The following is a 20,720-nucleotide window of genomic DNA, read 5'->3' on the forward strand; positions in this document are numbered from 1 at the left end:
CTATTCGAGCGGTTCCCCATCCCATGTCTCGGTATCGATCTGCGCCTGCGCGGCGCGGGGATAGCGCGGGCCGGATACCGCACCGAAGCTGAACAGCGCATCGACCGCCGCCAGCGTGCTGGCGGACAGGTCGATCGCCAGCGTCGCCATATCCTCATCCAGATGGGCGATGCTGGTAGTGCCGGGGATGGCGACGACATAAGGGCGGCGCGACAATAGCCAGCCGAGCGACAGCTGTGCCATGGTGCAGCCCGCTTCCGCCGCGATTTGGCCAAAGGCAGCGGCGAGTTGCAGATTATGCGCCAGATGGGGGGCATGGAAACGCGGCATGGACGCGCGGACGTCTCCTGCCTCCACACCTTCCGGTCCCACCCCGCCCGCCAAGACGCCGCGTGCAACGGGGGAGAAGGCGACGAAGCCCACGCCCAGTTCGCCGCAAGCGTCCAGCACCGCGACTTCGGCATTGCGGCTCCAGGGCGAATATTCGGTCTGCATCGCCGCGATCGGGTGAACCGCATGAGCGCGGCGCAGCGTGGCGGCGGACATTTCCGACAGGCCGATCGCGCCGATCTTGCCCGCCTCCACCGCGCGGGACAGCGCGCCGACCGACTCCTCGATCGGCACATTGGGGTCGAGCCGGTGGAGATAGTAAAGGTCGATATGATCGACATTCAGTCGCTGGAGCGAATCCTCCAGCGTCGCGGCGATCGCCTGGGGTGATCCGTCAATGCCGCGCTTGCCGTCCTTGCCGCCCAGCACGCATTTGCTGGCGAGGGTGAATGCGTCCCGTCGGTGCATGATGGTGCGGCCCAGCAATTCTTCATTGGCGCCAAAGCCGTAAAGCGCGGCGGTATCGAAGAAATCGACCCCGGCATCCAATGCGTGAAGCAACAGCCGTTCGGCCTGTTCGGGCGCGGGCCGGGGCAGATAGGCGTGGCTCAAATTCATACAGCCAAGGCCGATAGCCTTGACCGTGAAGGGACCGATGGTGCGGGGCGACAGCGGGGCAGTCATGTCCGGGCGGTAATCCTGTATCTATGGGGGTTGGCTTCCCATAGCGAGGCTTTGCGGGTGCGGGCTATGAGTTTTTCTTGGCTTGTCCATGAAAGGCGGCAATAAACCTGCGGCGGTGGGCGTGAGGGAAGGACAGCAATATGACGCAGGATGCTGATATGAAGGGAGCCGCCGCCTATCCGCGCGCGGTGCTGGACCTGTTCGATGCCTATGTCCATGGCGCGATCGACCGGCGTGGGTTCCTGAGCCAATGCGCGCTCTATGTCGGCAGCACGACGGCGGCCACCGCGACGCTGGCGGCGCTCAGCCCCGATTTCGCGCGCGGCCAAGTGATCAAGCCCGACGACAAGCGGATCATCATCAGCCATGTCGATATTGACTCGCCGGCGGGCAACGGCACCGTGCGCGCCTATATCGCGCGACCGGCGGCGAAGAAGGGCGCGAAGCTGCCGGTCATCATCGTCGCGCACGAAAATCGCGGGCTGAATCCGCATATCGAGGATATTGCCCGGCGGCTGGCGGTCGATGGCTATATGGCGGTGGCGCCCGACGCGCTGACGACGATCGGCGGCTATCCGGGGGATGAGGACAAAGCGCGCACTGCCTTTGCAACGCTGGACCGGGCCAAGATTGGCGAGGATTTTGTCGCGGCGGCGACTTATGCCCGCACGATGGCGGGCAGCAATGGCAAGATCGGTGCGGTCGGTTTCTGCTTTGGCGGCTGGATCGCCAACCTGCTGGCAACGCGCCTGCCCGATCTGCGCGCCGCAGTGCCTTTCTATGGCAGCCCGCCGACGCTGGCCGACGTACCGAAGATCAAGGCGCAGTTGCTGATCCATTATGGCGGCAATGATGCGCGGACCAATGCGGCCTGGCCCGATTATGAGGCGGCGCTGAAGCAGGCAGGGACGCGCTACCAGGCCTATATTTACGACGGCGCGGAGCATGGCTTCAACAATGATACTACGCCGCGTTTCGACAAAGCGGCAGCGGACCTTGCCTGGGCGCGGACTTTGGCGCTGTTCCGCCAGACGATTGGCTGATTGTGGCTGTCCCGCCCGATGCGGCGGGACAGCCATCATAGGTCAGGCCATCAGTGCCTTGACCGTTTCGACCACACGCTCTGGCGAGACGATGTAGGCGTCCTCCAGCACCTTGGCGAAAGGCACCGGCGAATAAGGCGCGCCGAGGCGGCGGACAGGTGCCTTCAACTGGCCGAACAACTCTTCGGCGATGGTGGAGGCGATTTCGCCGCCGGGGCCGAAATGGCGCACCGCTTCATGGGCGATGACCGCGCGGCCAGTCTTGGCAACCGACGCCAGCACCGCTTCCTTGTCCCAGGGCGATACCGTGCGCAGGTCGATCAGCTCGACCGAAATGCCCGCTTCCGCCAAGGGAGCCAGTGCCTGCTGGCAGCGGATCACCTGCGAGGACCAGGAGACGATGGTAACGTCGGTCCCTTCCTGCACCACCCGCGCCTTGCCCAGGGGAATGGGCGCCAGATCGTCAGGCACTTCGGCCGGGATGAACAGGGAGCCTGCGGATTCGATGAAGATGCAGGGGTCCGGGTCCTGAATACAGGAAAGTAGCAGCCCCTTATAATCGACCGGGTTGGACGGTGCGACGACCTTGATCCCGGCCGTATGGGCAAACCAGCCTTCCAGATGATCGGCATGTTGGCCCGCTGTCTGCCATCCTGCGCCCGTCAGGGTGCGGATCGTGATCGGCACGGTGCTTTGCCCGCCCGACATGAAGCGCAGCTTGGCCGCATGGTTGAAGATCATGTCCATCGCCACGGCAGTGAAGTTCATCAACATGATTTCGGCGACCGGCTTATAGCCGGCCAGCGCCGCGCCGATGGCGGCACCGATGATCGCCTGTTCCGAAATCGGGGTAGATTTGACCCGGTCGTCGCCAAATTTGGTCGACAGACCAGCGGTCGCGCCGGTGACGCCACCGCCTTCGCGATCGGCGATATCTTCGCCCAGCACGATCACCTTGTCATCATCGGCCATCGCCTGATGCAGTGCCGCATTGACGGCCTGGAGGCTGTTCATCTTCTTCGCGCTCATGCCGGAATCTCCTGCGCAAAAACATCGCGGCGGAGTTCGTCCACCGATGGCAAGGGGCTGGCGAGACCGAATTCCTGGGCGTCCTCAATCTCGGCCTCGATCGTCGCCTGCATCGCGGCCAGCGACTCATCGGTCGCGTGGCCCTGTTCGACCAGCCATGCCTTGAAGGCGGGCAGCGGGTCTTTCGCGATCGCCGCCGCTTTCTCTTCCTTGGTCATATATTTGTCGTCGTCGCCCAACACATGGCCGTGGAAGCGGAAGGTCTTGCATTCCAGCAGGGTCGGCCCTTCGCCATCGCGCGCGCGGCTGATCGCTTCATGCGCGGCGGCGAACATCGCCAGCGGGTCATTGCCATCGACGGTATGGCCCGGCATCCCGTAGCCGATTGCGCGCTTGGCGATGAAGTCGACCGAGGTGCCATTTTCGTAGCGCGTATGTTCGGCAAAGCCGTTATTCTGGCACACGAAAATCACCGGCAGCTTCCACACCGACGCCAGATTGAGCGATTCATGGAAGGCGCCGATATTGGACGCGCCATCGCCGAAATAGGCGATGGTGACGCGCCGCGACCCGTCCAGCTTGGCTGCCCAGGCAAGGCCATTGGCGATCGGCATGGACGAACCGACAATGCCGGTCGTAACCATGACGCCGCTTTCGGGATGGGTCAGGTGCATCGGCCCGCCCTTGCCCTTGCAGGTGCCATCGACGCGGCCCGCGATTTCCGCCCAGAGCGGTCGCAGCGGCATGTCCTTGGCCACCATGTCGTGGATGCCGCGATAGATGGTGCAGATCTTGTCATCGTCGGTCATCAGCGATGACAAGGTGGCGGGGATCACTTCCTGGCCCCGCGCCGAATAATAGGGCATGACCAGCCGCCCAAGGCGAATGGTCTTGCGGATGGCGTCGTCGTTGCGCTCGATACGGATCATGCGCCGGTAGATATCTACCAGCTGGTCCGGGGTAGGCGCCGGGGCGTTGCTCAGCTCTGCCATGATGTCCTCAAGATGGCCAATGGGATGCCCCTTGAATTGGCGCTCAGGGGCCATTGGTCAACTCGCCGGGGCGATATGTGGCCACCACCTTGCAATGGCGGAAATGCTGGCCATTTTGGGAGGATGGAAAGAGGCGCGCATGACCGACAAGAGTGACATTATCAAGCAGGCGACCGAGCGCGTGTTGCAGCTGGAAGGCGAGCTGGAGGCCGAGGGCGCGGCATCAACGCAGGGCGACGAGCTGGCCCATGCCCGCGCGATGCTGCACCAGTGGGTCGACAGCGTGGTGGCGGTCGTTTCCTCGCCCGGCGTTGGCCGCGTCTCGCTGATCCATGACGATGGGACGGAATCGCGGATATCCTCGCCCGCCCTGCCGTTTCGCCTGTCCCGTCCGGCGCGCTTCGACAGCTAGCGGAACGCGAAATTGGTGCCGTCAAAATGATCGAGCGGGGTCAATGGCGCGGCGGTGAAGTCGATCACCTTGCCAACGCGGATCGCCTTTGCCGCATTGTCGGGCTGAAAGGTGAAGCAATTGGGCGGCACCCGGCTGGCGGTGGATTGCCGCTCCATCGGAATCAGGCGGCCATTGGCGAGAATCGCGCCCCATTGCAGCAATTTGGCGGCTTCGCGATGCGGGCCGTCCAGCCCCTCGATCCAGTCGCGCAATTTCATGATCGACAGGCCCGCAATGGCAATGGGGGCTTCCATCACATGATTGCGGTGGGCGACCTGTAACAGCGGCATAGCATCACGGCGGATTTCAGCGGTCGCCAGGCCGTCAATAGGATCGCAGGTGACGATGTCGTAGATGATAGTGTTGGTTTCACCGGCATGGGCGGCGGCCAGCACGGTCAGGTCGTGCAGATGGGTGCAGTTCGCCTTCTTTTCTCCGCGCGCGGGTATATCGGCCAGCGCGATGCCGGTGAAGGTCGCCGCCAGCACCGCAGGCGCACCGGGACAGGTGGTCCAGGGCACGCGCTCCATCACCGATTCGACGCTGGTGACGATCCCGTCGTCATGGCGCAGGGTGACCGCCATGCAGTGATAATCATCCTCCAGCGCCGCGATCACCTGACCCGGCGCGGGCGTGACGCGGACGCGCCGCCGGAAGCCGGGCAGCGTGTCGAGCGTGGCGCTGTCCATTTGTCGTCAGTCCTTGGCCAGCAACAGCGCCGCCGCCATCGGACCGCCGCCCGATGTCGCAATGGCGACACGGGGATCGCCGCCAATCTGGCGTGCGCCACCCTGTCCGCGTAGCTGGACGACCGCCTCATAGGCAAAGCCAAAGCCATGGAGCCGACCCCAGCCCAACTGGCCGCCGCCGGTGTTCATCGGCAGTGCGCCGTTGCGGGCGATGCGGGTGCCACCTTCAAGGAACTGGCCACCTTCGCCCACGTCGCAAAAGCCCAGCCCTTCGAGCCAGGTGATCGGCTGGAAGGCAAAGCCGTCATAGAGCTGAACGGTATCGACGTCCTTCACGCTATAATCGGTGTTGCGCCACAGGTCGCGGCCTGTGGGATAGGCACCCGCCCATTCGGCCTGGTCCCAGCTATAGCGTTCGACCGATCCGGCGCTGGCGGCGATGCGGATCGGCGTGGCTGTGACGTCCCCCAGCGCATCACCCGCTGACACGATCACGACGGTGGAGGCATCGGTGAAGCGGTCGCAATCATAAAGGCAGAAGGGCGTGCTGATCATCCGTGCGGACATATATTCGTCCATGCTCAGCGGCTTCTTCACCAGCGCGCGCGGGTTGATCGCGGCATTGGCATGATCGTTGAGCGCGACCTGCGCCAGTTGCTCGCGAGTCAAACCGTAGCGCTTCATGTGGCGCATCGCGAATTGCGCGGTCCAGTTGGCCGCAGAGAAAGCGCCAAAGGGGGAGACCCATTGGGAGTTGCCCGACACATCCTTGCGCCGTTCCATGGGCGGGAATTCTTCGGGACGGGCAAGGGCGGCGGCTTCATAGACGGTGCGGAAGCAGAGGACGTGGCGGGCAAGCCCCGCCTTTACCGCATGGGCCGCCTCCACGATCGCGCCCAATTGCGCGGTCGATTCCGCCGCGCCGATATGCCAGCGAGTCTTGAGGCCCAGCACTTCGATCAGATCGTCCGAACTGACCGGCGAAAAGCCCAGAAAGCTCGGCATCTTGCCGGGATAGGTTGCGACGCCGTCAATCTGGTCGAGGGTCAGGCCCGCGTCGGCAATGGCTTCACGCACGGCATCGACCGTCAGCAACAGCGGCGAACGGGTCAGGCGAACGCCGACGTCGGACATGCCGATGCCCGTAATATAGGCTTCAGGCTGTGTCATGATCAGCCCACCTTCTCAAACAGGGGGAACCAGATGCCGTCCTGCTCCTCGAACAGGACACGGACCCGATCATCCATATCCACCGCATCGACCGGGCTGCCGACGATATTGGTGGTGAGATAGACGCCAGGCGCATCGTCCAGCTTCACCCGCGCAATGACGAAGGGGACGTCCATATCCTTGGCCCAGGCCTGATGATTGACGGTGTAGGTGTCGATCGTGCCGGTCCCTGCGACCGCATGGGGGGCAACATTTTCAGACTGGCAATGGCGGCAAAGCTCACGCGGGGGGTGGGTATATTGGCCGCAATCGCCGCAGCGCGTGATGTGCAGTTTCCCGTCCGCGCCCCCGGTCCAGAAGGCGCGGTTTTCCCGGTCGAGGCGTGGACGTGAGCGTTGCCAGGCCATGGGTCAGACGTCCCAGACCAGATGCAGACTTTCAATGCCGATGACATGGCCGCCATGGAAAACCGTCGGATGATCGGGATCGAGCCGGAATTCGGGCATCCGCGCCAGCATTTCCTCATAGAGAACCTGCAATTCGACGCGCGCGAGATGGGAGCCGAGGCAGCGATGCGGCCCGACGCCAAAGGCGATATGGACGTTATTTTCGCGGTCGAGATCATAAATGTCGGGCTGCGGAAACTCCTTGGCGTCGAGATCGGCGGCGGGCAGGAAGAGTTTGAGCGTTTCGCCCGGCATCATGCGCGCGCCCGCAAGCTCCGCTTCCTTCTTGATGATGCGCATCGGCACGGTGAAGGTGTAGCGGCGCAGCATTTCTTCCGCAGCTTCTGCGATCAGTTTGGGTTCCGCGCGCAATTTGCGTTGCAGGGGCAGATCGGTGGCAAGACCGCGCATGGCCAGCCCCATACCGTTCATCACCGTGTCCAGCCCCGCGATGAACAGCAGTACGCCATAATTTTCCATGTCGGCGAGCGTTGTGGGCTGGCCATCAATTTCCAGCTTCCACAGCATCGACAATATATCGTCGCGCGGATTGTCGCGGCGATCCAGCACGGTGTCGCGCATGGCGGCGGCGATTTTTTGCAGGCGACGCATGGAGCCTTCGCGGTCGCTGTCGATCGCCTCCATATGCTCCTTCACGATGGCGCGATATTCGGGCAGGCGATCGAGCGGCAGGCCCAGCATTTTGAGGAACACCTGCACCGGCAGCGGTTCAGCGACCGCAGACATGAACTCGCACCGCCCCGCAGGCTTCATCTCCTCGATCAGGGCACCCGCCAGTTCACGGATACTGTCGCGCAATGCCGCGATCGTCTTGGGAGAAAACACCTTTTGCAGCGGCTGACGATATTTGGTGTGTTCCGGCGGATCGAGCGTGATCGGGATCGGCTGGGGGATGTGCGGCGCGCCCGGCGGCAGCGAGGCGAGAAGCGCCTTCATCTTGTCCTGAGGTACGAACTCGCTGGAATAGGTTTCGGTGTCGCGGGATGCTTCATGATTGGCCGCGTGGGTCAGCGCGACCCAGCCGCCGCCATTGCGCGGGGTCCAGAATACCGGCGGCGCGCTGTGCAGCAGGTCGAGGATGCGGGCGTGGGGATCGGCCAGCAGGCCCAGATCGGCATGGACATCGAAATCATAGACCAGCGCGTCCGGTACATGGGCGGGCTTGGGTGCAGCAGGGCTTAAGGCGGCGTGGACCATGTGAATCTCCGGCAATCCTGGATCTTGTTAAAACCGGTGTCGCGCGCAGCGCCGTCAAAGGCAATGTCAGCCGCGCGTCGCCCGACGATACCGCACCGACGATAGACGCACAGCCCTGCCCCGCTGCCGTATCGTGGCAGCGATTGAGCGGATGGCCATGTTGATCGACACATCTTTCTCCTTTCTAAGGACAGCAACCATTGCGGAGACGCCTCATGAAAATTCGTATCGAAAAGGCCGGTTGCGTGGGCAATGCCCGCTGCGCCGCCGTGTCGGAAACCCTCTATCCGCTCGATGACGATGGCTACATCGATACCGAGGGGTTCGACGTGCCGAAGGGCGAGGAGCGCGCCGCGCGAAATGGCGCGCGCGCCTGCCCCGAACGGATCATCTTCGTCGAGGAAGATGACGGCAGCATCAGCTGGCCCCCCGCGGCCAAAGCCTGACATCAGAATTGGAGAGCCAAGAATGAGCGACCTATTGGGCTATAAGGGCAAGCGCGTCATCGTGAGCGGATGTTTTTCCGGCATGGGGGAGGCGACGGCAAAGCTGTTGCTGGAACTGGGCGCGGAAGTGCATGGGCTGGATTATAAGGACAGCGCCCTGCCACTGGCCTCGTTCCACAATGTCGACCTGCGCGATCCGGCATCCATCGATGCGGCAGTGGCGGGTATCGGCGGCAAGGTGGACGCCCTGTTCAACTGCGCGGGCCTGCCGCAATCCTTCCCGGCGATGGACGTGATGAAGGTCAATTTCATCGGCTTGCGCCATCTGACGCAGCAGGTGCTGCCGCTGATGGGACCAGGCGGGGCGATCGCCAGCATTGCATCGACGGGAGGGCTTGGCTGGAGCCGCCGGATTCCGACCAATATGGAATTCGTCACGACCAAGGGCTTTGACGAGGCCATCGCCTGGTGCGATGCCAATCCCGACACGGTCAAGGAAGGCTACAGCTTCTCCAAGGAGAATGTGATCGTGTGGACCCAATATATGGGCGCGCACCTGATCAAGCAGGGCATCCGCATCAACTGCACCCTGCCCTCCCCCACGCAAACGCCGATGATGGCCGCGTTCGAGGCGACGTCGGGCAAGGATGTCATCGCCGCGGCCGCCGAACCGATGGGCCGCTATTCGACGCCAGAGGAACAGGCCGCCGGACTGGTGCTGATCAACAGTGATCTGGCCAGCATCGTCAACGGCGTGGTGTTCCCGGTCGATGGCGGTTTCATGGGTGGGGTCGCTACCGGACAGGTGGACCTGAGCGTCATGATGCGCCGTTCCGCGCCCGCGCAATAATCCCCCGGAGCATAGCGCCATGAATTTCGACCTGACCGACGACCAGGAAATGATGCGCGACATGTTCGCGCGCTTTCTGGACGAACATAGCAGCATGGCCCGCGTGCGTGAGGCCGCGCCGTCGGGGTTTGACCCAGCGCTATGGTCGGGGCTGGCGGAATTGGGGGCGCTGTCGATTCGCGTGCCGGAGGACGCAGGCGGCCTCGGCCTGGGCCTGTTCGATGCTGCTATCCTGATGGAGGAGGCGGGCCGGACGCTGGCGTCGGGACCGCTGGCCGAAACATTGGTGACCGCGCGCCTGCTGGCGCAGCTGGGCGGCGATGCCGGAGCAACGCTGCTGGCGCAAGTCGTCAGCGGCGAGGCGGTTGCCAGCCTGGCGTTCCACGATGCGGCGGTCGAGCCTGCCCAATGGATCGGCGGCGGACAGATGGCGCAGGCAATCATCGCGCGGATGGGCGACGAGATCGTCCTGATCAGCGTGCCCGACACGGCGCGGATCGCGGAGGAAAATCTGGCCTCCACCCCGATGGCGGAAATCGACCTGCTGGCGCATCCGCGCGTGACGCTGGCGTCGGGCGCGGATGCGCTCGCGACTTTTGCCGCCGGTGTCGAGGAATGGAAGCTGCTGATCGCAGCGGGCCTCGCCGGGGTCGGGCGGGAGGCGTTGAAACTCGCGGCGGCCTATGCCTGCGAGCGCAAGCAGTTCGACCAGTATATCGGCCAGTTCCAGGGGATTTCCCATCCGCTCGCCGACCTTTTGTGCGACGTGGATGGCGGCAGGTTTCTGGTGTGGAAGGCGATCCGCGACCTGGTCGATGGCATGTCGGAAGCCGGGGCGACCATCTCCATGGCGGCATGGTGGAACAGCGATGCGGCAGGCCGGGCGGTGGCTCAGGCGCTGCACACGTTCGGCGGCTATGGCCTGACCACCGAATATGATATTTTCCTGTTCAACCTGCGGGCCAAGGCATGGCCGCTGGTGCTGGGCGATCCGCAGGCGATGATCGCAGAGGCCGGTCGCCGCCTCTATGGTGGAGAAGCGGCCGCCTTGCCGGACGCAGGCGCGATGCCGGTCGACTTCGATCTGGGTGAGGACGCGCGGGCGATCACGCAGGAGATTGAGGCCTTTTTTGCCTCGAACGTGACACCGGAAATGCGCGAGACGTTCCACTATAGCTGGGAGGGCTATAATCCGGAGCTGAACCGCAAGCTGGCAGAACAAAATCTCCTCTATCTGGGCCTGCCCAAGGATGTCGGCGGGCGTGGCCTGTCCGCCTATGAAAAGACCGCCGCGATGGATGCGTTCGAGGTGCAGGGATATAACAACCCAGCAGCAGGCGTGACGCAGATGGTGGCGCTGATCATCCATCGGTTCGGCACGGACGAATTGAAGGAAGCCGTATTGCCGCAGATCATGCGCGGCGAGGTAATCTGTTCGCTGGGCTATTCCGAGCCGGGTTCCGGTTCCGACGTATTTGCCGCGCAGTGCCGCGCCACGCAGGAGCCGGACGGCAGCTGGCGGATCGATGGCACCAAGATGTTCACCAGCGGGGCGAACCTGTCCACCTATGTGCTGATGCTGTGCCGCACCAACATGGAAGTCGCCAAGCATAAGGGGCTGACCATGTTCATCGTGCCGTTGAAGGCCGATGGCGTGACGATCCAGCCGGTTTATACCTTTCAGGACGAGCGCACCAACATCACCTTCTATGACGGGGTCCGCATCCCCGACAGTTGGCGGCTGGGCGAGATTGATGGCGGTGTGCGGACGATGAGCGCATCGCTGGAGCTGGAACATGGCGGCGGCTTTGCCAAATATCAGCGCGCCATGCTCCACGCCGCCGAAACGCTGTGCCGGGAGATAAGCCACAAGGGCAAGCCGCTGATCGAGGATGCGGGTGCGCAGGCGCGGCTGGCGCGCACCGCTGCCAATCTGTGGGTGTCGGAACTGATCGCCTTCCGCGCCAATTGGGCGAGCATGGAGAAGAAACCGAACCTGGCCTATGGGCCGATGGCCAAGATGTTCAGCTCCGAAAAATTCCAGAGCGACGCCCGCGACCTGCTGGACCTGACGGCGCCACTATCCCTGTCCAAGCGCAAGGGCGCGGCGGCGGAGATCAACATGTTCTATCGCCATGCGCAGGGCGCGACCATTTATGGCGGGACAAGCGAGGTCCATCGTTCCATGATCGCCGAGCGCGCGCTGGGCCTGCCACGCACCCGCGCCTGAGGATGATGAGATGAGCGACGCCCCGCATCTGTTGACGCAGGACCAGGACGGCATCCTGATCGCCACGCTGAACCGGCCCGACAAGCTGAACGCATTGTCGGCGCAGACGATGGCGCTGTTCGAGCAGGCATTGCTGCGCTTTCGCGATACGCCGGAATTGCGGGTCATGCTGATCCGGGCGACCGGGCGCTATTTCTGTTCGGGGGCGGACCTTAAAAGCGGGGATGCGCCTGCCTATCCGCGCACGCCGTCCGGCATCCGCGAGAACCACCGGCTAAACCTCAACGGGATGCAGCGCATCTATGACGAGATGGAGCATATCGAAAAGCCGATCGTCAGCGCCATTCATGCGACCTGTGTCGGGGGCGGACTGGAAATGGCATTGTCATGCGATTTCCGACTGGCGGCCAAGAGCGCGGCTTTCTCCTTCCCCGAAGGCCTGTTCGGCGTGCTGCCCGCATCCAATGGGGTAAGTCGCCTGACCCGCATATGTGGGCCGCACTGGGCGCGCTGGCTGATCATGGGCAACCAAAAGGCCGATGCCGACCGGGCGCTGATCATGGGGCTGGTGCATGACGTGCTGCCCGATGAAGGGTTTGACGAGGCGGCGCTGAATTTCTGCCGTCACCTGACGAAGCAGAATGCCGAACAGATGGGCGCGGCCAAGATCGCGATCGAACTGGCCGCCGAGGTCGGGCCGTCCATGGGCCGTCATGTCGAGCGGATGGCCAATAGCGCGCTGATGCTGAACCCGGCCTATCTGGAAGGGATGGAGCGTTATCTGAAGGGCGTGGGCGGCAAGAAGGACTGAGCCTTCAGTCGGCGGAGGCCGCCAGCATCCGATAATCGCGAATACCCAGTTCCAGCAGCCGTGCCTCCGCGCGCAGCAAATGGGTGCGGCCGAGCGGATTGGGCGCGTGCAATGTATTTTGCAGGACAACGTCGGTCGTCACCGTGACGATACGTTCCAGCCCGGTCATCAGCACGGTCGCCATGCTGAATACCGGCGATTGCGGCTGGGCGAGCTCACCATCCATCTGATCGACCATCAGCCGCATGACCGGCTGGGCCGCGCGGACACGATGCATCATCATCCGTTCATTTTGCGCGTCGGCCATGCGGTTACGCAAGTGGAGCAGGCGCGAATGTTTGACCCAGAAGCCATGATAGGCCGTGACGAACGCCGTTGTGCGTTCACCCAGATCCGCGTCGTCCCAACGCGCGCGGAGCAGACCGACATATTCATCCTCCGCCGTCGCCATCACCGGTTCCAGCACGGCAAGCAGCAATTCTGTGAGGTCGATGAAATAATTATAGAGCGAGGTCATGCCGAGCGATGCCTGGCGCGCGACTGCGCTCAGCGAAATCTCGACATCGGGGGGACCGGCCAGCAATTCGTTGGTCGCGGCCAGGATCCGGTCGCGCGTGTCGCGCCCCTTGCGTCCCAGCCGCTGGCCATTGAGATTATGGCTGAGCGCCTTGGTAGCGGTTGACGCGCGGGCGCGGGACGGCCTGGCCGTGCCCTGCTCCATCGTCGCGTCCGCCTTTGCGCTCAAAATCCCGTCCTTTACTTGTCCGTCAGGCGCGCCATGCAATCAGTTTGGTTTCGAGAAATTCCTCGATTCCCTCCAGACCCCATTCGCGACCGATGCCACTGGCCTTGTAACCGCCAAAAGGCAAGTCTCCCGCGATGCACATGCCGCCATTCACGCTGACCGACCCGGTGCGTATGCGCTTCGCCACTGCTATCGCGCGATCGAGGTCGGCGGAAAAGACGCCGCCGCACAGGCCATAGGCGCTTTCATTGGCGATACGGACAGCATCATCATCATCCTCGAACGGGATGACGACCAGCACGGGTCCGAAAATCTCTTCCTGGGCGATGCGCATGTCGTTGGTAACGTCGGCAAAGCAGGTTGGTTCGATGAAATAGCCGCTGCCTTTATCCGGCCGCGCCTTGCCCCCTGCCAACAGATTCGCGCCTTCGGCCTGGCCGATATCGACATAGGACAGCACCCGCTCCATCTGCCGCTGCGACACGACCGGACCCATGATATGCGCGGGATTGTCATAGTCGCCCCAATTGTCGCCGAAGCTGGCATAGGCATGTTTGAGGACCGCCTTGGCTTCCTCATAGCGGCTGCGCGGGACCAGCAGGCGCGAATGGACGGCGCAGCCCTGCCCGGCGTGGAACACCAGCATCGACTGGGCGACGTCCATGGCGAAATTGGCGCTGTCCTCCAGCACGATCTTGGCCGATTTGCCGCCCAGTTCCAGGAACACGCGCTTGAGCGTCGCCGCGCCCTGTTCCATGATCCGCTTGCCGACCCCGGTGGAGCCAGTGAAGGAGATGAGATCGACGCGCGGGTCGGTGACGAGCATTTCCCCGGCCAGCGCCGGATCGCTACCGAAGATGACGTTGAGGACACCGGCGGGGAAGCCCGCCGCAAGCGCCAGTTCGCCAAAGATTGCGCCCATGCCCGGCGTGTTGGGCGCGGGTTTCAGGATCACGGTGCAGCCGGCCAGCAGCGCGGCGACGACCTTGCCCACATTCACGTAGAGCGGCACGTTCCAGGGCGTGATCGCGCCGACGACGCCGACGGGTTCATAGACCGCCTGACGCCGGGTTTCAAAACCATAGCCGGTGCGGCCGCCATAATCCTTTTCCCACTTCAGCTGCGGGAAGAGGCGCAGATAATCGTCCCAGCCGTCGAGCGCCATATCGACATGGGCGCGCCCGACCGCACCCATCGCCGCGCCGGCCTCATTACGGGCGAGGTCCGACAGGCGTTCGCGATTCTCCTCAAACAGCGCGCGCAGCTTCGTCACCAGTTCGACGCGCTTTGCGACATTGGTGGACCAGTCGGTCGTGTCGAAAGCGCGCCGGGCCGAGGCGATCGCTTCGTCGACATCGGCGGCGGAGGCATTGGCGGCCTTGCCCACCGGCTGTCCGGTCCAGGGACTGATGACGTCGAAGGTCGCGCCACCCTGCGCATCGCGCAGCACGCCGTCGATAAAGAGCTTTGCGTCGGGGAGAGTGATCATGGCTGCGGTCTTTCTGTCGAATGTCGGGAAGGGAGGATCAGCTGCGGCGGGCGCTGAGCGCGACGGTGCCCATATGCAAATCGGCGGGCATGTCGATGACCGCGCGAAAGGCGTCGGTGACGCTATTATAATGGCTTATCGCCCGTTCACGGGGATTAAGGCCGACTTTGGCATTTTCCTGCATGAAGCGGACGGCGACATCCATCGGCCAGTTCGTGCCGGTCTTGGTTTCATCCATCATCTGCCCGGCCTGCACCACGGTGACGCGGACCTTGTCCGCCTCCAGTTCGCGCGCCCACAGGTCCGACATATATTCGACGCCCAGCTTGCCGCCGGCGTAAAGCCACAGCATCGGCATCTTGATGGCGACGGATTCGCTGCTGACATTGATGATATGCCCCCCGCCGCGCAGCAGCGGCAGCGCTTCGCGGGCGCAGTAGATCGGCCCGGCAACATTGGTCATCAGCGACGCGACAATCTGGTCGTCGCGCACGTCGCCAAGGGTGAAGGGTTCGTAGATGGCGGCGTTGTTGATCAGCACGTCGATATGCTCATGCTGCGCGGCAATCGTTGCAAAGGCCGCGCGCACCGAGTCCGGGTCGCCGACATCGCATTGCAGTGCCAGATGCGGTGCGCCCAGTTCCGCCGCAACCGCTTCGACCTTCGACAATGTGCGGCCAAGCAGGATCACGGTTTCCCCATCGCGCGCAAAACGCCGGGCGAGCGCACGGCCAAGGCCATCGCCGGCTCCAGTGATCACGATCGTCTTGGCCATATCCTGCTCCGCTTGTCCTGATTGTCGCTTCATTCCTTCCCGCACCGGCGCGCGCGCGGCAAGGGGGCTGGCCATCGCGCGCGCGATAGCTGTATGCGCCTAGCCCGCCGGGCGGGCGAAATCGGCGGGATAGAGTAACAGGTCGCCATCATAGGCGATGCCGCCGGGCCAGAATGTCGTGCCGCTGACCTTCGCGAAATAATGGACGGTGCGCGCGACCGAGCCGGAGGCGGAGCGCGGGGCGAAGGCGACACCGCTGGGGCTGACGCCGCGGGCGCGGGCGCTGAAATCCTTGACGGTGAACAGCAGGTCGTCGGTCTGCTGCGCGCAATATACCAGGTCGCTGCCGGGGCAATAGCGTCTGGGTTCAAGCTGGACGGGCGACAGGCGACCGCGCTTCATGCCGACCTTGCCCGGCACGCGGGTGACTTCGGGGGAATGGACCGTGTCATACCAGTGATGATATTCCGCTTCGCGCCCGGCGACGAAATTGGCCAGGATGATGCTGACCCCGGAAAAGGGCTGGTCGGGGCGATGATTGGGACTGAACGCCCAGTCGCCATACATGGCGTAGCTGTGGATGCGCTCACTCTCGTCGCTGTCGTCGATCAGCCCGGCGTCGCGCGCCTGCGCCAGCAGGGGAGCCAGCGCGGGCAGGTCTATTTCCGGGGTCGCCGTGTCATGTTCATAGACGCTCAGATAGCGCCAGGGCTGTGGAATGTCGGGCATGATCTGCTGCGGCGTCAATTCATAGCGGTCGGCGCTACGGAAGCCGCGCAGCCGGGCAAGGTCGTCACGATGCGGGCCGTCGAACCAGGCGGCATAGTCGGCTTCCCGTCCAGCGGGGACGTTGTGCAGGTGGATAGTGGTGTGCAGGCTCATTCCTCTGCCCTCTGGCTGCGCGCGCCGTGACGCTTCTCTCGTGCCACTCCAGCATGGACGGGCGCGGCACGCCAGAGGCTTGGGCATCAGGCGCCGATTGATCGCCGGGGCAATGGCCCGCCGGTCAATCAGGGCGTATCGAGTGGCGGCACCATCGCCATGTGCAGGCGAGTCAGGCGTGATTCCGCGATCAGCCAATTGCCGCCCACGCGAATATAGCGGTCATGATAATGGCCATAGCCAGTCAGCGTGCGCCCGTCGGGCCAGACCAGATGATCCATCATCGGCCAGATTGCCGTGGCTTCATCACCCGTCATCGTGATTTCGGGCATATGGACATGATGGACCGTGGCTGCGGCTTCCAGCGACCGGCGGATGCTGGAGACGAAGGCCTCACGCCCTTCTATGCGCGGTCCGCCCGATGCGGTGGCGTCCAGAAGAAAGTCTGGCGTGAACAGGGCCGCCCAACCGTCCCAGTCCTTGCTGTCGAGCAGTCGGCAATAGCGCGCCTTCAGTTCGGAGATCGCAAGCCATTCGGCAAAGTCTGGTGCGGCCATCAGAAACGAAAGCCGCGCATCTGGTTGCCGCCGTCGCACAGGATGACCTGATTATTGACGAAGCTGCCTTCGTCGGAGGCGAGAAACAGGGCGAGGTTGGAGATGTCCTGGGCCGTCCCCTGCCGCTTGACCGACTGCATGGATTTCAGCCGTTCCCAATTGGCGGGATCGACCCCTTGCAATGCGGCTTCGGTTTCCATCAGGCCCGGCGCGATGCCGACGCAACGTATCTCGTCCGCGCCGAATTGCTGCGCCATGGCGTGGGTGAAGATGTTGAGCGACGCCTTGGTGATGCCATAGGCGGTCGCGGGATTATAGCTGGCCATCGAGCATTTGTTGATGATGACGCCCTTTGCACGGGCCAGCGCCGGGCGCAGCGCTTCGGCGAGCAGCATCGGACCGAAGGTGTTGACCGCGAAGAAATGCTGCCACTTCGCCATGCCCAGCCCGAAGAAGCCGCGTGCAATTTCACCCGCGTGCAAGCCTGCATTGTTGATGAGGACGTCGATCCGGTCATGGGTGGCCAGCACGGCGCTGGCAAAGGTCGCGATGTCGGCTTCCTGCCCCATATCGACATGGTGGACCGACGCGCTGCTGCCAAGCGCCTCGATCAGCGCTTTGCTTTCCGCCAACCCCGCTTCGTTGATGTCGGCCAGGATCAGCCGTGCGCCCTCCCCCGCAAAGGCCAGCGCGTGGGCGCGGCCCAGTCCGCCCGCAGAGCCTGTGACAAGCACGGTCTTGCCAGTGAAACGATTGGGCATGATCCTGTCCCCTTTTGTTATTCTATGCGGGTGAAGGCTACCCGTGCGATCCGCCAGCCCTGTGGCGTGCGGCGAAACATGTCGCTGTAGCGGCCCATAACGGTATCGACCGCACCGCCATTGCGCCGTTTGAGCGTGACCAGCACGGTCCAGTCCCCACTTGCGTTGTCACCGTCGATGTCGATCCGGGGCGAATGGAGCATGTGCAGCACCCACAGACTGTTCCCGCTGATCGCGGTGCAGAGAAAGTCGGTGATCGCCTGCGCGCCTTCGAGCAAGCCCATGCCATAATCGCCGATGAAATTGTCCGCGAAAATCTCCGCGAGCAGGCGGCGCGCGTGATCCGGGTCGCTGGCCGCCAGATCGGCGGCCGCGCAGTAGCGGGCCTTCAGATTGGCGATCGCCAGTGCCTGATCCGCCTGATCACCCATCAGGCGGCTTCGGCATCCAGTTGTTTGATGACCAGCGCCTTGAGGTCCGCAGTCTTGATCTTGGCGCTGCCGGTCAGCGACAGGTCATCCTCGCTGAAGAACAGCACGCGGCGCGGCACCTTGTAGCTGGCCAGTTGCGCCTTGGCGAAGCGGCGGATCGCCTCCTCATCCAGTGGCGCGCCGACATGGGGCACGATGCAGGTGACGACCAGTTCGCCCAGCGTTTCGTGCGGCACGCCCACGGTCTGCGTTACCTTCACGCCGGGGCAGGATTTGATGACAGTGTCGATCTCTATCGGAGATACGTTGGCGCCGCCGGTCTTGATGATGTCGTTGAGGCGACCTTCCCAATGGAGGCGACCCTCAGCATCGAACCAGCCGCCATCGCCGGTGTGGAAGAAACCGTCGGCATCGACGCTTTCGTCCAGTGGCACGCCGATATAGCCCAGCATCAGCGTCGGTCCCTTGACCGCGATTTCGCCGCGTTCGCCCAGCGGTACGACGTGCCCGGTCAACGGGTCGAGTATCTTGAAGATATTGCCGGGCAGCGGGGCACCATGGGTGTCGGCGATCCGTTCTACAGGCGTACCGGAATCAAAGATGGTGCTGATCGTGAAGGTTTCGGTATTGCCATAGGCGCTCATCGGTTCCTGCCAGTCGGTATTGACGGTCGGATGGCGGCCAAGCGGGTTGGCGGGGTTCACATAATAGAGGGACGACAGATTGACGGCGTTCCAGTTGGTTGCAGCCTCCAGTTGCGCCCATTGATGCGGCCAGGCGAAGGCCATGGTCGCGCGCTCACGCTCCATCAGGGTCAGCGCTTCTTCGGGCTGGAAGGTCGCCTGCAGGATCAGGCTGCCGCCCGATGACAAGGCACCGCCAATGGCCATGGCGAAATTGCCCGACCAGAAAAAGCCGTTGGCCGACCAGGCGCGGGCATCCTCCTTCGCGGCGAGAAAGCGTTTCCAGCGCCAGAGCTGGAGGGTAACGCCCCGATGCATCGACAATATGCCCTTGGGCTTGGCGGTGGAGCCGGACGAAAAGAAGAGGACGCCGGGGTCGGCAGGAGTGACCGTGGCGGCGGTCGCGTCGACCAGCGCCTGATCGACGGTAGCGCCACGGGACAGGAAGGCTTGCCAAGGCTCGATCATGCCGTCGCCACCGCCGACGCAGGCGATGTAGCGCAGGAAGGGAAAATGGGGTGCGGCCAGCGCGCCGGGGCTGGCCGTTGCTATGGCCGGTTCCAGATCGGTGAGAATCGCGGCAAAATCCTTTTTGAGGACTTTGCGCTCCATCAGCAGGACGTGGCAGGCCGATGACTGGAGCAGATGGTCCAGTTCGGCGGGGGTGGAGAAAGTGCTGAACGTCGCGGCGACGCCGCCCGCCAGCGCCGTGCCGAATACCGCCGAAAGAAATTCCGGGCGATTGGTCATCAACACGCCGACGCGGGTGCCCTTCCCCACGCCACAGGCGATGAGCGCGCGCGCCACTTCATTCGCGCGCGCCCACAGATCGTCGTAGGTCCAGCGGGTAACGCTGCCCCCTTCGTGCATCGCCAGCGCTTCGGCCGGGCCAGAACGGGACGTAACCTCCCGCAACCAGCCGCTCAATGTCAGCGTCCCCAGCCCCGGCTCTTCGCTGAGTGGGGGACCGGCGACGATCGAAAGCGGCTGGTCGGTCATGATGTGGTCTGGCCCTGTCGTTCAGCGGTTCACATTGACGATGATGCGCCCGCGCACCTTGCCGTCGATCAGATCGGCGGCAGCGTCGGGCGCTTCCGACAAAGTGATTTCATGCGCGATGACACCGAGCAAAGCGGGGTCGAGATCGTGTGCCAGCCGTTCCCAGGCCGCCAGACGCGGCGGCTTTGGCGCCATCACGCTGTCGATGCCGAGCAGGCGCACGCCGCGCAGGATGAAGGGCATGACGGTGACGGGGAAGTCCGCGCCCTGCGCCAGACCGCAGGCCGCAACCGCACCGCCATAGCGGGTCTGGGCGCAGGCATTCGCCAGCGTGAAGCTGCCGACCGAATCCACGACACCCGCCCAACGCTCCTTCTGAAGCGGCTTGCCCTTTTCAGAGAGGTCCGCGCGGTCGATGACGCCCGCCGCGCCCAGTTTCGTCAGATAGTCTGCCTCGGCCGCCTTGCCGGTCGAGCCGATGACCTTGTACCCCGCCTTGCTCAGCAGGGCGACCGCGACGCTACCCACGCCGCCGGTCGCGCCGGTGACCAGTATCTCGCCCTGATCGGGGGTCACGCCCGCCTTGACCAGCGCTTCGACACATAGCGCGGCGGTGTAGCCGGCGGTGCCGATCGCCATCGCCTGCGCCCCGGTGAAAGCTGCGGGCAGCGGCACCAGCCAGTCGCCCTTGAGCCTGGCTACCTGCGCCAGCCCGCCCCAATGGCCTTCGCCCACGCCCCAGCCATTGAGGACCACCTTGTCGCCCGGCTTCCAGTCGGCATGGTCGGATGTGCGCACGGTACCAACCAGGTCGATGCCGGGTACCATGGGGAATTTGCGCACGACCGGCGACTTGCCGGTGATGGCCAGGCCATCCTTGTAATTAAGCGTCGAATAGTCGACGTCGATCGTGACATCGCCTTCGGGCAGCTGCGCTTCGTCAATCTGTTGGAGCGATACGCTCTGCTTATCGTCCGTCTTGTCGATCACAATGGCTGAAAACATG

Annotated in this window: 22 protein-coding genes; 6 read left to right on the forward strand and 16 right to left on the reverse strand. The window is 63.7% G+C overall.

Features of this window, described 5'->3' with window-relative positions:
• Entirely contained in the window at nucleotides 1–1,014 is a 1,014-nt protein-coding gene (locus KRZ98_RS23290) for an aldo/keto reductase (protein ID WP_217675551.1), read from the reverse strand.
• Nucleotides 1,015–1,154: 140 nt separating this feature from the next.
• On the opposite strand from KRZ98_RS23290, the gene KRZ98_RS23295 reads away from it, so the two are divergent.
• Complete coding sequence (locus KRZ98_RS23295) at nucleotides 1,155–2,057, forward strand: dienelactone hydrolase family protein (RefSeq protein WP_217675552.1); 903 nt, start codon at nucleotides 1,155–1,157, stop codon at nucleotides 2,055–2,057.
• 42 nt (nucleotides 2,058–2,099) lie between these two features.
• On the opposite strand, the gene KRZ98_RS23300 is transcribed toward KRZ98_RS23295, so the two are convergent.
• The gene (locus tag KRZ98_RS23300) at nucleotides 2,100–3,086 is read right to left on the reverse strand and encodes an alpha-ketoacid dehydrogenase subunit beta (RefSeq protein ID WP_217675553.1); all 987 of its coding nucleotides are present in this window, start codon (nucleotides 3,084–3,086) and stop codon (nucleotides 2,100–2,102) included.
• Entirely contained in the window at nucleotides 3,083–4,078 is a 996-nt protein-coding gene (locus KRZ98_RS23305; RefSeq protein ID WP_037490883.1) for a thiamine pyrophosphate-dependent dehydrogenase E1 component subunit alpha, read from the reverse strand. The genes KRZ98_RS23300 and KRZ98_RS23305 overlap by 4 nt, the downstream gene beginning before the upstream one ends.
• Before the next feature lie 139 nt (nucleotides 4,079–4,217).
• Here KRZ98_RS23305 and KRZ98_RS23310 point away from each other — a divergent pair, with 139 nt between their 5' ends.
• Nucleotides 4,218–4,490 carry a hypothetical protein gene (locus KRZ98_RS23310; protein WP_037490885.1) on the forward strand — a complete coding sequence of 91 codons (273 nt, stop codon included), beginning with the start codon at nucleotides 4,218–4,220 and terminating at the stop codon, nucleotides 4,488–4,490.
• Here KRZ98_RS23310 and KRZ98_RS23315 read toward each other — a convergent pair.
• Genes KRZ98_RS23315 through KRZ98_RS23330 form a run of 4 tightly spaced genes read right to left on the reverse strand, consistent with a single transcriptional unit; the run spans nucleotide 4,487 to nucleotide 8,055 of the window.
• Nucleotides 4,487–5,221 (reverse strand): DUF2889 domain-containing protein, encoded by a 735-nt coding sequence (locus KRZ98_RS23315; protein ID WP_217675554.1) that lies wholly within the window; start codon nucleotides 5,219–5,221, stop codon nucleotides 4,487–4,489. The genes KRZ98_RS23310 and KRZ98_RS23315 overlap by 4 nt on opposite strands.
• Before the next feature lie 6 nt (nucleotides 5,222–5,227).
• A complete protein-coding gene (locus KRZ98_RS23320; protein WP_217675555.1) occupies nucleotides 5,228–6,391 on the reverse strand; it encodes a thiolase family protein in 1,164 nt (387 codons plus the stop codon).
• 2 nt (nucleotides 6,392–6,393) lie between these two features.
• A complete protein-coding gene (locus KRZ98_RS23325; protein ID WP_006959403.1) occupies nucleotides 6,394–6,798 on the reverse strand; it encodes a Zn-ribbon domain-containing OB-fold protein in 405 nt (134 codons plus the stop codon).
• A gap of 3 nt (nucleotides 6,799–6,801) precedes the next feature.
• On the reverse strand, nucleotides 6,802–8,055 hold the full coding sequence (locus KRZ98_RS23330; RefSeq protein ID WP_217675556.1) for a cytochrome P450: 1,254 nt from the start codon (nucleotides 8,053–8,055) through the stop codon (nucleotides 6,802–6,804).
• Between the two features lie 215 nt (nucleotides 8,056–8,270).
• Here KRZ98_RS23330 and KRZ98_RS23335 point away from each other — a divergent pair, with 215 nt between their 5' ends.
• Genes KRZ98_RS23335 through KRZ98_RS23350 form a run of 4 tightly spaced genes read left to right on the forward strand, consistent with a single transcriptional unit; the run spans nucleotide 8,271 to nucleotide 12,392 of the window.
• On the forward strand, nucleotides 8,271–8,501 hold the full coding sequence (locus KRZ98_RS23335; RefSeq protein ID WP_006959407.1) for a ferredoxin: 231 nt from the start codon (nucleotides 8,271–8,273) through the stop codon (nucleotides 8,499–8,501).
• A gap of 22 nt (nucleotides 8,502–8,523) precedes the next feature.
• Nucleotides 8,524–9,351, forward strand: coding sequence for a coniferyl-alcohol dehydrogenase (locus KRZ98_RS23340; RefSeq protein ID WP_006959409.1), 828 nt, complete (start codon nucleotides 8,524–8,526; stop codon nucleotides 9,349–9,351).
• A 19-nt stretch (nucleotides 9,352–9,370) separates the two neighbouring features.
• Nucleotides 9,371–11,581: an acyl-CoA dehydrogenase family protein gene (locus KRZ98_RS23345; protein ID WP_217675557.1), complete on the forward strand. Its 2,211-nt coding sequence runs from the start codon at nucleotides 9,371–9,373 to the stop codon at nucleotides 11,579–11,581.
• Between the two features lie 10 nt (nucleotides 11,582–11,591).
• A complete protein-coding gene (locus tag KRZ98_RS23350; protein WP_006959413.1) occupies nucleotides 11,592–12,392 on the forward strand; it encodes an enoyl-CoA hydratase/isomerase family protein in 801 nt (266 codons plus the stop codon).
• A 4-nt stretch (nucleotides 12,393–12,396) separates the two neighbouring features.
• Here KRZ98_RS23350 and KRZ98_RS23355 read toward each other — a convergent pair whose 3' ends face one another.
• From KRZ98_RS23355 to KRZ98_RS23395, 9 genes are all read right to left on the reverse strand, one after another.
• Nucleotides 12,397–13,137, reverse strand: coding sequence for a TetR/AcrR family transcriptional regulator (locus KRZ98_RS23355; RefSeq protein WP_254798813.1), 741 nt, complete (start codon nucleotides 13,135–13,137; stop codon nucleotides 12,397–12,399).
• Between the two features lie 22 nt (nucleotides 13,138–13,159).
• Nucleotides 13,160–14,626, reverse strand: coding sequence for an aldehyde dehydrogenase family protein (locus KRZ98_RS23360; RefSeq protein ID WP_217675558.1), 1,467 nt, complete (start codon nucleotides 14,624–14,626; stop codon nucleotides 13,160–13,162).
• 37 nt (nucleotides 14,627–14,663) lie between these two features.
• Complete coding sequence (locus KRZ98_RS23365; RefSeq protein WP_254798814.1) at nucleotides 14,664–15,476, reverse strand: SDR family oxidoreductase; 813 nt, start codon at nucleotides 15,474–15,476, stop codon at nucleotides 14,664–14,666.
• 24 nt (nucleotides 15,477–15,500) lie between these two features.
• Complete coding sequence (locus KRZ98_RS23370) at nucleotides 15,501–16,283, reverse strand: hypothetical protein (RefSeq protein ID WP_217675559.1); 783 nt, start codon at nucleotides 16,281–16,283, stop codon at nucleotides 15,501–15,503.
• A 128-nt stretch (nucleotides 16,284–16,411) separates the two neighbouring features.
• A complete protein-coding gene (locus KRZ98_RS23375) occupies nucleotides 16,412–16,840 on the reverse strand; it encodes a nuclear transport factor 2 family protein (RefSeq protein ID WP_217675560.1) in 429 nt (142 codons plus the stop codon).
• Nucleotides 16,840–17,601, reverse strand: coding sequence for an SDR family NAD(P)-dependent oxidoreductase (locus KRZ98_RS23380; protein ID WP_217675561.1), 762 nt, complete (start codon nucleotides 17,599–17,601; stop codon nucleotides 16,840–16,842). Before KRZ98_RS23380 ends, KRZ98_RS23375 begins: the two co-directional genes overlap by 1 nt.
• A 17-nt stretch (nucleotides 17,602–17,618) precedes the next feature.
• Nucleotides 17,619–18,032, reverse strand: a complete 414-nt coding sequence (locus KRZ98_RS23385) for a nuclear transport factor 2 family protein (protein WP_217675562.1) — start codon at nucleotides 18,030–18,032, stop codon at nucleotides 17,619–17,621.
• On the reverse strand, nucleotides 18,032–19,714 hold the full coding sequence (locus KRZ98_RS23390) for a class I adenylate-forming enzyme family protein (protein WP_217675563.1): 1,683 nt from the start codon (nucleotides 19,712–19,714) through the stop codon (nucleotides 18,032–18,034). The genes KRZ98_RS23385 and KRZ98_RS23390 overlap by 1 nt, the downstream gene beginning before the upstream one ends.
• A 21-nt stretch (nucleotides 19,715–19,735) precedes the next feature.
• Nucleotides 19,736–20,719: an MDR family oxidoreductase gene (locus KRZ98_RS23395; RefSeq protein WP_217675564.1), complete on the reverse strand. Its 984-nt coding sequence runs from the start codon at nucleotides 20,717–20,719 to the stop codon at nucleotides 19,736–19,738.
• Nucleotide 20,720: the final 1 nt, after the last annotated feature.

The organism is Sphingobium sp. AS12 (assembly GCF_019097845.1).
Classification (GTDB): Bacteria; Pseudomonadota; Alphaproteobacteria; order Sphingomonadales; family Sphingomonadaceae; genus Sphingobium.